Raw genomic sequence first — 11,442 nt, 5'->3', positions numbered from 1 at the left:
AGACGCCGTTGATGCGCAGCGGGAGAACCTCCCACAAAGGAGGTGCCGTAGGAGCAACTTCCTCCCCGGGAATCTCTCAGGCCCAGCACCGCAGCGAAGAGGCAACTCTGGAGAACAGGATCGGCCAGACCGGTACTTACCGAAGGTGAAGAGCATGCCGCGACCGCGGTAGCCCAATCTCTCAGGTTTCAGGACAGAGCGGGGAGGTGTGCCCCGATTCTTCGGCGACAGCCGACCCCCTGAGGAGGCCCTGACATGACTCTTACCGAGACCCCCGAGACCCCGCTTCTCGTCGAGCACCGCACGCTCGGCGCCCACTTCACCGACTTCGCCGGTTGGCAGATGCCGTTGAAGTACTCGAGCGAGCTGGCCGAACATCACGCCGTCCGCACCAAGGCCGGCCTGTTCGACCTCTCACACATGGGGGAGATCGCCGTCACCGGAACGGAATCCGGCGCCCTTCTTGATTACGCACTCGCCGGTGAACTTTCAAAGATCGGGGTCGGTCGAGCCAAGTACTCCCTTCTCTGCAATGCGGACGGGGGCGTGATCGACGATCTCGTCGTCTACCGACTCGCCAACGAGCAATTCCTGGTGGTAGCCAACGCGGCCAACGCGTCGACGGTGTACCGCGAGCTGGCCGCCCGTGCCGAAAACTTCTCGGCGACAGTCGAGAACCAATCCGGCGAGACCGCGCTGATCGCCGTCCAGGGACCGGCCGCCCAGGAGATCGTGCAGTCTCTCGTTTCCGACGAGCAGGCGGAGGCGGTGGCAGAGCTCAAGTACTACGCGGTCACTCGCGCAGCCGTCGCCGGCATCGACGTCCTGCTCGCCCGCACCGGATACACCGGCGAAGACGGATTCGAGCTCTACGTACCGAACGCACAGTCTGTGCAGTTGTGGCGCGCACTCCTCGCCGCTACAACCGAACGTGGTGGTGTTCCCGCAGGTCTCGCCTGCCGGGACACCCTTCGACTCGAGGCCGGAATGGCGCTGTACGGCCACGAGCTGAACCTGGATACGAATCCGTACGAGGCGGGGCTCGGCAGGGTGGTCCGATTGAACAAGGACTTCGTCGGACGCGACGCGTTGGCGCAACTGTCGGAGCAGGACCCGAAGCGAGTACTGGTCGGACTCCAAGGCGGCGGTCGCCGGGCCGCCCGTGCCGGCTACACCGTCCACGACGCCGACGGCGGGGAGGTCGGCACAATCACCTCCGGGGCGCTGTCACCGACCCTCGGACATCCGATCGCGCTCGCATTCGTGGACGTCGCTCACCGCGAACCCGGCACCGCGCTCGCCGTCGATATTCGTGGCAGGAAGGAGCCGTTCGTGGTTGCCTCGCCACAGTTCTATCGTCGCTCCTAAGCTCCTCCGTGCCCGGGATCTTCTCGATCCCGGGCACGTGTTGTTCGGCACGTCAGTTTCGAGTGGTGAATGCCTTCGGAAGGAACTTGTCACCGAGCACAACCACCGCAAAGGCGATTGCGGCACCCCACCACCAGGCCAAGTCGACGAACGCCCCTACAAACGCGATGGCGCCTATGGCTATCCCGATGGTTGCAGCCCACCGCAGGCTTCTCCGGGGTCGACTGCTCGGCGGCTGGACGATCGGGTTCATGGGCTCGATCGGTTCGGGCATGGCTCTCCTAGGTTCCCCTCGCTTGTGTACTGACGTCTGCTCAACGTGCCTGCTACCTACCCGCTGGCCGCCCGAGGGAACGATACGCGCCCGTTAGCAATCCGGCGGCGTGGCAGATCCACGGCGCGGTCGCCGTGCTTACCGGTCGTGAGGACGCAGGGCGGCCGCGCACCCGAGCGGCCAGTTGCGCGATTCTTCGGTAGGAATGATTCAGGTGTTTTGGGAAACGAATCAACCCCGGAAACGCCGCTCGAAGTAGTCGCGGTTCTGGAAGGACGGTGCCAATGCAGGTTTCTTCGGCACAGAAGTCTGGCATCGCGCACTCCGGTCGAGGTGTATCAGGCAGTCGTGGTGGACCAGGCAGCGGGAGGTTTCGCCGTTTCTCGGCCTCGCATTCGGTCTTGTTGTTCGCGTTTGCGTTCACCGTCATGGCTGACCCGGTGTCGTCGGTGGCATACGCGATCGAAGCGGCCTTGCGAGAGCTCGGCGGCGACCTCGGACTGCTCATGGCCACGATGACGCTGGTAGTCGCGATCATCTGCCTCATCATCGTCAACTATCAAAGATTGGTCGCGCGATACCCGATGGGGGGAGACGCGGCCGCGGCAGCGGGTGATGCATTCGGCGAAGGATGGGCGTTCTTACCCATCGGGGCGCTGATCGTCGATTTCGTTCTGACGATCGCCATCAGTGTCTCTGCCGGAACATCGGCGATCATCGACTATGTGCCGGAATTGTCCGGGTGGCGAATTCCACTCGCGGTGGGACTGATTCTGCTCGTAGCGTGTGTCACCTGGTTCGGAAATCTGGGCCGAGCAGTCTTCGCTGTATTGACGGTTGTATTCATCGTGTTCGCCGTGCTGGTGATCGTCGGCGCATTCACCACGCCGACGAACGCTGCCGACACTGTCGCCCAGGCACCGCACACGCCCGCCCTGTCGGTTGCTCTGGCGTTCCCAGTCGCGATGGCCTTGGCGACCGGTGTGGAAGCCCCGTCTTCAGCCATCTCCCAACTGGGCCAGCTCGACGACGACGGACGCCGCCGATTCGGCCAGATCACGTTGTGGCTCACTCTCGCAATCGTCGGCGGAATCACCATCGGCTTGACCGCAGCAACCGTTCATCTCGGTAGACATATCCCGGACACCGGCTCCACACTCATCGCCGACGTCGCGAAAGCCTCCGTACCCACACCCGTCTACGGTCTGTTCCAGGGTGCAACAGCCCTACTCCTACTCTCCGCGGCCTCGTCGTCCTTTCAGGCCGGACCCGGACTGTTGAAGGCACTCGCTCGCCGCACCGACGATTCCGGCCGCGAGCTCGGGATTCTTCCGCGCCCGCTCGGTCGTACGAACCGCCACTACACCCCGTACTTCGGAGTGGTCGTATTCGCGATCCTGTCCCTCGCGATCACCATCGCCGGCGGGGCGCAGGATCAACGATTGGTGCTTTACTACGCCGTGGCCGTATTCATCAGCTTCCTGATGGGACTGATCGCAATGGCGCGCTTCTCCCACCGAGAAGGCGAAACAGGCTGGTTGCTTGTCAACCTGTTCGGCGCCGCAGTCGTTGCGTTCACGCTGATCGTCAATCTGGCACGCGGACGACCGATGGTGTCTTTGGCAGCCTCGCTGCTGTTGGCCGCGGCAATGTACATCCTGTGGGTACGACAGGGGCGACCACGAGGAATCGCTCACGCTACGGCCGATGCTCATGGGGTTAAGGCCGAGCCACACCAGGGCCTCGAGCAGGTGCAGCCGGGCCGCGCGAGCGTCGCCGAAGATCCCTCCGGCGACGCTTGACGCACCTTCCGCCTCAGCGCAAGTCGCGCCGACGAAACGCAGTCACGCCCACCGTGATCAGCGCGATGGCAATGAGAAGCAGCCAGACGATCGGCGTTGCCTCGAACTGCTCACCCGGCAGTTTCGGGGCGTGGCTGAACGGCTCGAGATTGAGTACAGCCTGCGGGAACTGAGCGATCGATCCGACCATGAAGATCAGGAGGAACGCGACCAGCACTCCCCAGGCCGCCGGTGTGAACCGCGGGACGAATCCAAACAAGAGGACAGTGACCCCCGCGAGCATCCAGATTGCGGGAACCTGCACCAGCGCCGCACCGACGATGCCAGGCAATGTCCCTCCCACGTTGTCGATGGAAACGCCGTAGGCAACTCCGGCAGTCACTCCAGCAGCGACCACCGCGACCGCCGGTCCGAGTAGCGCGAACAAAATATGGCTCGACGCCAGGCGGACACGGCCGACCGGACCGGCGGTCACCGATTCGATGCGCTGTGCGTTCTCCTCTGAGTGCAGACGAAGACACGCGGAGATCGCATACGCCGCAGCGGCCATCCCGAGCATCGTGAAGGCGTAGCCGATGAACGATTCTTCCAGCGACTCCGATCCACCCATCCGGGTCATGATGTCCCGGATCGCCTGACTGTCACCGAGCTGTCCACCGATTCCCGAGGCGGCGCTGCCGATGAGCAGGCCGTAGAATCCGAGCCCCACCGTCCAGGCCGCAAGAGTGCCGCGGTGCATCCGCCATGCCAGCCCTACAGTTCCGGCGAGCGTAGGAGACGCGATCGTGGGGCCGGGCCGCTCGGCGATGAGCCCAGCTCCGACATCACGGCGCTGCACGAGAACGTATGCTACCCAGACGAGTACGAGCGTCGTAGCCAGGCTGGGCAGCACTACCCACCAACGCTCGTCGGCATACGGACGGATCTGCAGGGCCCAGCCGAGCGGTGAGAACCAGGACAGCGTGCCCGAACCGGCATCGCCGACGGCCCGCAACGCAAACGCCGCTCCGAGTACCGATAGTGCGATACCACGAGCGACACGAGCACCGGCACTCAGCTGCGCCGCGACTGCGGCCACGCCGGTAAAAACCAGGCCGGCGCAGGCCAGGGAGGTTCCGAACGCAACTGATCCGGACGCCGGCACATCTTGCGTCAACAGGGTTGCAGTGCAGAGCATCCCGGCGATCACTGAGGCGCCACCAGTGAAAATGAGCGCCGCAGTAAGACTGGCGTACCGTCCGACGGATGTGGAGTCGAGGAGTTCAGCCCTACCGTTTTCCTCCTCGGCACGGGTGTGGCGGACGAACGTGAGAATGACCGCCAGGGCAATGAACGTGTAGTAGATGCCCGCCTTCCACAGACCGACGGACCCCAGGCTGGAACTGAAGATCGGGCCGAACATTGCGATCTGCGCCGGGCTGGCCGCGGTCGTTGCGGCAAACGCGGCGAGTTGGTCTTCAGTCGTGTAAATATCGGCGATACTGACGATATACAGAGCGGGCGTGGCTGCGAAGATCAGGATCCACAGCGGAAGAACAACTCGGTCCCGACGAAGGAACAATCGCAAAAAGTGCAGCGTCCCAGTGAAGTTCGAGGTAGATACCGAGGGAAGATCGGCAGGTCGGATTCGAGTAGGCGTGGCGGTGCTCATACCCGGACCCTCTCCGCCGTATCAGACGTCGTGGCGTCGTCGATATCGTAGTGCCTCAGGAACAGTTCCTCGAGGGTAGGCGGCTGACTGACGAGACTGCGCACGCCGATCTCGCCGAGCACGCGAACGAGCTCACCGAGGTGTTCGCCGTCGACCTGGCAATTGAGCGTCGACCCGTGTAGAGAAATATCCTCTACACCATCGATGTAGCTCAGATCGCCTGGTTCGCCGAGGAGTTCGGCCTGGATCGAGGTGCGGCTGAGGTGCCGCATCGACGCCAGCGTCCCGGATTCGACGGTTCGCCCCGATCGGATGATGGTGACCCTCTCACAGAGCGCATCCACCTCGGACAGGATGTGGCTGGACAGCAGCACCGTCACGCCACGGCCACTGGCTTCGGCCACACACTCGTGAAACACCCTCTCCATCAACGGATCGAGTCCCGAAGTCGGCTCGTCGAGCAGCAACAAGCGCGCGTTGGAGGAGAACGCCGATACCAGCGCCACCTTCTGTCGATTTCCCTTCGAGTACGTTCGGCCCTTCTTCGCGGGATCGAGGTCGAATCGCTCGATCAGGCTACGCCGGCGGGCTTCGTCGATCCCACCTCGCATCCGTCCGAGAAGGTCGATGGTTTCCCCTCCGGACAGCGAAGGCCAGAGCGTCACATCTCCTGGAACGTAGGCCATGTCGCGGTGCAGAGTTACGGCGTCGCGCCAAGGGTCCCGTCCGAACACGGCTACCTCGCCGCTGTCTGCACGCAGGCTGCCGAGCAGGATGCGGATGGTGGTGGACTTTCCGGACCCGTTGGGGCCGAGGAAACCATGTACCTCACCCTCACGGACCTCTAGGTCCAGTCCGTCCAGCGCCCGGGTTCGGCCGAACGTCTTCACAAGGTCGCGCACTTCGATGATCGGGCTCACGACTGCTCCTCAGCTGTGGTATCTGGTTGTCCTGCCTCAGCTGTTTCAGGCTGGGCGGCAACATCTTTGGTGGACAGGTAGGCGTCGAGCATCGACGAATCGGAAAACATGCCCTCCGAGTACAGCTCCAGCGCGGGCAAGGCCAGGTCGCTGGACAGGTCGCGGAGGGCCTGGCGATAGTCGAGCGGAGATTCCTTGTCGATGCGCATCTGCATGTACAGCAACATCGCGCCGACGTTGTTGAGGGTCAGGTACCGCGCCCGGGCCGCCGGATCGCGACTGGGCCGCACCTGACCGGCTGCCACCCCCATTTCGAGGTATTGCTCGGCGTCATGGACCATTTGCTCGAACAGGGCTCCGCCGAGTCCGCCACCCGCCTGGAAGCTCCGCACGATGTACACGAACAGCGGCGCGTACTCGTCGATCTCGGCGAGATCCTGCATTGCCCGGGCCGGGCCGGGTGTGGTTATCGCCTCCGCCTTACGCCTTCCAATGACATCGAGGACGTACTTGTCACATTCGGCGCGAAGCCCGTCCTTGGACCCGAAGTGGTGATTGACCAAGCCCGGCGACACCCCCGCTGCGGCTGCGACAGCCCGCACCCCGGCGGTGAAGCCGGACTCCGCGAAGACCGCGATCGCGGCATCCCGAATCCGGGCGCGGGTTGTCATATCACTCCGTGAGTCCCCCGCATCGTCATTGGTTGAACGCATGTTCAATACATTAAACGCATGTTCAATCCGACGCAAGCATTCGGGCTCGAGATTCCGAGAGAACTGGACCGGCCATCTCCATCGTCGCCGGTCAACGCGTTTTCATCGGTCTGCTGTCAGTGCCAGAATCCGCGGATACCCGCGACACCGTGGGCGCCATGCGCGACCGCGACCGCCACATGATTCGGCGACATTCCACCCAGCGCGTAGACCGGGAGGGAGCATTCACGAGCGAGATCGCGGAATCGGTGCCAACCCAGAGGTGAGGCGTCGGGGTGTGATTGCGTTCGCGCCACCGGGGAGAGGGTCACGAAATCCAGACCGAGCGCCGCCGCATGGTCGAGCTGCGCAGCATTGTGGCAGCTAGCAGAAACCGGATGATCTGCGGGGAGCGGCCTCGTGGAGGCCTCCATCAACTGAGCTGATTTCAGATGTACCCCACACCGGCCGATGGCCCGGGCCCCGTCTATGTCGGCATTGATCATCAACTGAATGCTCGGAGGAAGTGGGGCAGCCGAGACAACTTCCGCCATGTCTCGGACCTGCTTCGGCGACCACATCGGGAGCCGGAGTTGGATGATGCAAGGGGCCGCAGTCGATGCGTGCTGCAACAACCCTTTCAGATCATTCGTTTGGTGCGGCGCGATGTCCGGTGGTGTGATGCGGTACAGCACCGGCCATGCGCCGATGCCGGACCTCACGCTTGCGCCCTCCGATCGACGAAATCTGTGTAGGGCCTGTCGTGCATGACAACCCGAGGATACGGGTGGTCGTCTTCATCGGCATCGGCGTAGACCGACTCATCAAGGTGTGCAATGAGCGTCTCGCTCAGAAATTCCCGCGCGCGGCTTGCTCGCGTTCGATGGCTTCGAAGAGGGCCTTGAAGTTGCCGATGCCGAACCCGAGCGAGCCGTGGCGTTCGATGAGTTCGAAGAACACCGTGGGCCGGTCGACGAGGGGTTTGGTGAAGATCTGCAACAGGTAGCCGTCTTCATCCCTGTCGACGAGGATGCCTCGCTTCTGCAGTTCTTCGATCGGGACGCGGACGTTGCCGATCCGGGCGCGCAGCTGCGGGTCCTCGTAATAGGAGGCCGGAGTGGCCAGGAACTCGATGCCCTCGGCGCTGAGCTGATCAACTGCGGCGAGGATGTCGTTGGTCGCCAGCGCTAGATGCTGCGCGCCTGGGCCGCCGTAGAAGTCGAGATACTCGTCGATCTGCGACCGCTTCTTCGCAATGGCCGGTTCGTTGAGTGGAAACTTCACCCTGTGGTTGCCGTTGGAGACCACCTTGCTCATCAATGCCGAGTAGTCGGTGGCGATGTCCTCGCCGACGAACTCGGCCATATTGGTGAAGCCCATGACCCGGTTGTAGAAGTCGACCCAATAGTCCATCTTGCCGAGCTCGACGTTGCCGACGACATGGTCGAGAGCCTGGAAGATGCGCGTGGGAGCGCCCTCGCGTCGGCGATGGGTCGACGTCCGGGCCACGTATCCGGGCAGGTAGGGGCCGTTGTAATTCGAGCGGTCGACGAGCGTGTGCCGGGTGTCGCCGTAGGTGGCGATCGAGGCGAGGCGAACGGTGCCGTACTCGTCGGTGACATCGTGGGGTTCGTCGAGAACGATCGCACCCTCGACCCGGGCGTGGGCTATGCATCTGTCGACGTCGGGAACGGCAAGGGCGATATCGACTACCCCGTCGCCGTGGCGGCGGTGGTGTTCGATCAAGGGGCTACCCGGATCCACGGCGCCCTCGATGACGAAGCGGACGGCACCGGACTCGAGAACGAAGCTGTGGTGGTCGCGGTTGCCTGTCGTCGGTCCGGAGTAGGCGACCAGGGTCATCCCGAATGCGGACTGGAAGTAGTGGGCAGTCTGGGTAGCGTTGCCCACCACCCAGACGATGGCGTCCCAACCGGTGACCGGGAAGGGGTCGCGCGTGCCGTCGTACTCGACCAGTCCGACGAGTTGGCGGAGCTGGTCGAGATCGAGATCCGCCAGGAGTTCCTTATCGGTGAGGGTCTGTTCGATCGTCATCGCTGCCTTCCTAATTCTGAGCCGGTAGAAATTCGGGCCGGTTGAGTTCGGACTGTTGCCGAGATCACTACGAAAGCCGATAGCGCCCAACTAGGCAACAAAGCCACCAGAAGCTAGTCGAAGTGCCATATCTTGGGGCCAAGTTCCCGACTTTCATATACATTTGGACTAGCTGAAATCCGGCGGAGAGGTTCTGGCTATGAGGGACGCGGTGCAATTGGACGAGCTCGATTTCGCTCTCCTTCACGCGATGCACGCCGATCCGAAGGCGGGTGTGCTGGAACTGTCACGGCAGCTCAAGGTCGCCCGAGCCACGGTTCAAGCACGGGTCCGCAAACTCGAGCAGTCGGGTGTGATCTTCGGATACGAACCACGCCTCGACATTGCCGCTGCTGGGTTCGACGTTCAGGCCTTCGTCACGCTGGAGACTGCGCAGGGCGCGCTGGACTCTGTGACGAAGGAACTCGAGTCGATTCCCGGTGTACTCGAGGCCTTCGCGACCACCGGTTCGGGTGACATCCTCTGCCGTATAGCCGCCCGCTCCCACCTCGACTTGCAGCAGACGCTGATCGACCTGAACAAATCAGGCCTCGTCGCCCGCTCCACAAGCGTGATGGTGTTGTCGGTGATCGTCCCCTACCGGTCGATGCCACTGCTGCAGACTCTCGACCGACCGGGGGCGACGAAGGCACCGGCCTACCGCGCCGCCTCGAAGACCTCGGATTAACCATCTGATCGACAGTTCTGATGAACAATCCGGCTAGAAATCGCCGAGTTTCTTCGTCGGAGATGCACATCATGGCTACTTGGCATCCGGCGGCTTGCGTCACACGAAGGTGACCACAACAGTGATCGCCGCAACAGCGGGGCGCGCCGATCGGGTACTACCGATTGCCACCACCTCGACCAGTAGCCGAGAACTGAAAGAAGCCATGAAGAATCTGCTCACTCGATTCGAAGAGAAGGCCCCCGAGATCGTCTTCGAATGGCACGATACCGAGACATCCGCGCGTGGATGGACCGTGATCAACTCGCTGCGTGGTGGCGCTGCCGGCGGCGGAACCCGTATGCGTCGCGGCCTGGACCGCCGCGAGGTGGAATCGCTGGCCAAGACCATGGAGGTGAAGTTCACTGTCTCCGGTCCGGCCATCGGCGGCGCAAAGTCCGGCATCGACTTCGATCCGACGGACCCGCGCAAGGACGAGGTATTGCGACGGTGGTTCAAAGCTGTTGCACCACTTCTGAAGTCGTACTATGGCACCGGCGGAGACCTGAACGTCGACGAAATGGTCGAGGTTGCACCGATCACTGAGAGCTATGGCCTCTGGCATCCGCAGGAAGGTGTGGTCAACGGACATTTCGCAGCCAGCGACCGCGAGCGCGTGCAACGGGTCGGCCAGCTTCGCATGGGTGCAGCGAAGGTGGTCGAGGATCCTCGGTTCACGCCTGACCCGCAGTTCAAGTACACGGTGTCAGATCTCATCACCGGGTGGGGTGTGGCCGAATCGGTGCGCCACTACTACCGCGTCTACGGCGGCGAACTTGCCGGCAAGCGAGTGATCATGCAGGGTTGGGGCAATGTCGGTGCCAGCGCCGCCTACTACCTGGCCCAGGCGGGTGCCCGCATCGTCGGGATCATCGACCGCAACGGCGGATTGTCTCGTCCGGATGGCTACGACTTCGAACAGGTCCGCACCCTGTTCCTCGCCAAGGACGGCAACGAACTCTGCGACGCCGCGATGGTGCCATTCGAAGAGATCGACGAGGCGATCTGGAACTACGACGCCGAGATCTTCCTGCCCTGCGCCGCATCTCGCCTCGTCACCCGTGACCAGCTGAATCGACTGATTGTCGGCGGGCTCGAACTGGTAGCCAGCGGCGCCAACGTGCCCTTCGCGGACAATGAGATCTTCTACGGCCCCACCTACGAGTACGCCGACAAGAGTGTGTCCGTGGTTCCGGACTTCATCGCGAATTGCGGCATGGCCCGTGCTTTCGCGCTACTGATGGAAGGGGACATCGAGGTGTCCGACGAGGCGATCTTCGGTGACGTCTCCGCGACGATCGCGGCCGCCCTCGAGCGTTGCTACGCCCGTTCGCCGGAACCGACCGGCATCGCCGGTACAGCCTTCGAGATCGCGCTCGATCAGCTGGTCTGACGATCAACGGCGCTCATAGACCCCGCGAACGTATGCCGCCTGGCCGATGTGTTGAAGGTCGTCCGACAGGACGCTGACCAGGCGCACACCGCGACTGACTGGGGGGTCGAAGCTCTCATCCACGATGACGTCGAGGTCAGCCTCGCTGATTGTCGCGAGATACGCGACGGTACGTGCGTGGACCGCGTCGTGGTAGCCCAGCAGCAGATCAGCCGACGCCGCTATCAGGGCCACGTCGGTGGGAGACTGCCCGTAGCCGATCTCCCTGGTCGGGAACGGGAGGCCGAAGCGTTCGTCCCAGCCGGCTGAGGTCCAGACCTGTTCGGTTCCCGCGACCCCTGCGACATGATCGTCCTGCACCCGAGTGAGATGCCAAACGAGCCAGGCGATGGAGTTGGCGCCCTCGTCCACCCGGTATGTGAGGGCATCGTCAGGCAGACCGGACAGTGTCGCGTGCACTTCATCCTGGATGCGGCCGAACGCATCGGCCAACACAGCGCTGTGATCCACGATGCTCCTTA

At 63.1% G+C, this 11,442-nt stretch carries 11 protein-coding genes and 1 riboswitch; of the genes, 4 read left to right on the top strand and 7 right to left on the bottom strand.

Annotated elements, in window-relative coordinates; translation table 11 throughout:
* The first annotated feature begins 9 nt into the window (after positions 1 to 9).
* A riboswitch (glycine riboswitch) is annotated at positions 10 to 101 on the top strand.
* A gap of 154 nt (positions 102 to 255) precedes the next feature.
* A complete protein-coding gene (gcvT, locus tag BFN03_RS19145) occupies positions 256 to 1,368 on the top strand; it encodes a glycine cleavage system aminomethyltransferase GcvT (protein WP_070380340.1) in 1,113 nt (370 codons plus the stop codon).
* A gap of 52 nt (positions 1,369 to 1,420) precedes the next feature.
* Here the strand turns inward: gcvT and BFN03_RS19140 are convergent, their stop codons facing one another.
* Entirely contained in the window at positions 1,421 to 1,642 is a 222-nt protein-coding gene (locus tag BFN03_RS19140) for a hypothetical protein (protein WP_070380339.1), read from the bottom strand.
* 428 nt (positions 1,643 to 2,070) lie between these two features.
* On the opposite strand from BFN03_RS19140, the gene BFN03_RS19135 reads away from it, so the two are divergent.
* Positions 2,071 to 3,444: an APC family permease gene (locus BFN03_RS19135; RefSeq protein WP_198163314.1), complete on the top strand. Its 1,374-nt coding sequence runs from the start codon at positions 2,071 to 2,073 to the stop codon at positions 3,442 to 3,444.
* Positions 3,445 to 3,457: 13 nt separating this feature from the next.
* Here the strand turns inward: BFN03_RS19135 and BFN03_RS19130 are convergent, their stop codons facing one another.
* The 5 genes from BFN03_RS19130 to hppD all read right to left on the bottom strand — a co-directional run bounded on the left by BFN03_RS19130 (position 3,458) and on the right by hppD (position 8,762).
* Positions 3,458 to 5,095 (bottom strand): ABC transporter permease, encoded by a 1,638-nt coding sequence (locus BFN03_RS19130; RefSeq protein ID WP_070380337.1) that lies wholly within the window; start codon positions 5,093 to 5,095, stop codon positions 3,458 to 3,460.
* Positions 5,092 to 6,015: an ABC transporter ATP-binding protein gene (locus tag BFN03_RS19125; protein ID WP_070380336.1), complete on the bottom strand. Its 924-nt coding sequence runs from the start codon at positions 6,013 to 6,015 to the stop codon at positions 5,092 to 5,094. Before BFN03_RS19125 ends, BFN03_RS19130 begins: the two co-directional genes overlap by 4 nt.
* Positions 6,012 to 6,728 carry a TetR/AcrR family transcriptional regulator gene (locus BFN03_RS19120; RefSeq protein WP_070380335.1) on the bottom strand — a complete coding sequence of 239 codons (717 nt, stop codon included), beginning with the start codon at positions 6,726 to 6,728 and terminating at the stop codon, positions 6,012 to 6,014. Before BFN03_RS19120 ends, BFN03_RS19125 begins: the two co-directional genes overlap by 4 nt.
* Positions 6,729 to 6,844: 116 nt before the next feature.
* The gene (locus tag BFN03_RS19115; protein WP_070380334.1) at positions 6,845 to 7,429 is read right to left on the bottom strand and encodes a thiamine phosphate synthase; all 585 of its coding nucleotides are present in this window, start codon (positions 7,427 to 7,429) and stop codon (positions 6,845 to 6,847) included.
* A 127-nt stretch (positions 7,430 to 7,556) separates the two neighbouring features.
* On the bottom strand, positions 7,557 to 8,762 hold the full coding sequence (gene hppD / locus BFN03_RS19110; protein WP_070380333.1) for a 4-hydroxyphenylpyruvate dioxygenase: 1,206 nt from the start codon (positions 8,760 to 8,762) through the stop codon (positions 7,557 to 7,559).
* Positions 8,763 to 8,961: 199 nt separating this feature from the next.
* Here hppD and BFN03_RS19105 point away from each other — a divergent pair, with 199 nt between their 5' ends.
* Together BFN03_RS19105 and BFN03_RS19100 are read left to right on the top strand one after the other, a co-directional pair.
* Positions 8,962 to 9,489: an Lrp/AsnC family transcriptional regulator gene (locus tag BFN03_RS19105; protein ID WP_070380332.1), complete on the top strand. Its 528-nt coding sequence runs from the start codon at positions 8,962 to 8,964 to the stop codon at positions 9,487 to 9,489.
* Positions 9,490 to 9,694: 205 nt separating this feature from the next.
* Complete coding sequence (locus BFN03_RS19100; protein ID WP_070380331.1) at positions 9,695 to 10,921, top strand: Glu/Leu/Phe/Val dehydrogenase dimerization domain-containing protein; 1,227 nt, start codon at positions 9,695 to 9,697, stop codon at positions 10,919 to 10,921.
* 3 nt (positions 10,922 to 10,924) lie between these two features.
* Here BFN03_RS19100 and BFN03_RS19095 read toward each other — a convergent pair whose 3' ends face one another.
* The gene (locus BFN03_RS19095; protein WP_084385700.1) at positions 10,925 to 11,431 is read right to left on the bottom strand and encodes a mycothiol transferase; all 507 of its coding nucleotides are present in this window, start codon (positions 11,429 to 11,431) and stop codon (positions 10,925 to 10,927) included.
* Positions 11,432 to 11,442: the final 11 nt, after the last annotated feature.

Origin of the sequence: Rhodococcus sp. WMMA185 (assembly GCF_001767395.1) — a bacterium.
In the GTDB taxonomy this organism is placed as follows: Bacteria; Actinomycetota; Actinomycetes; order Mycobacteriales; family Mycobacteriaceae; genus Rhodococcus_F.
The sequence above is the reverse complement of the archived record's forward strand: the minus strand, read 5'-3'. Positions and strand labels throughout refer to the sequence as shown.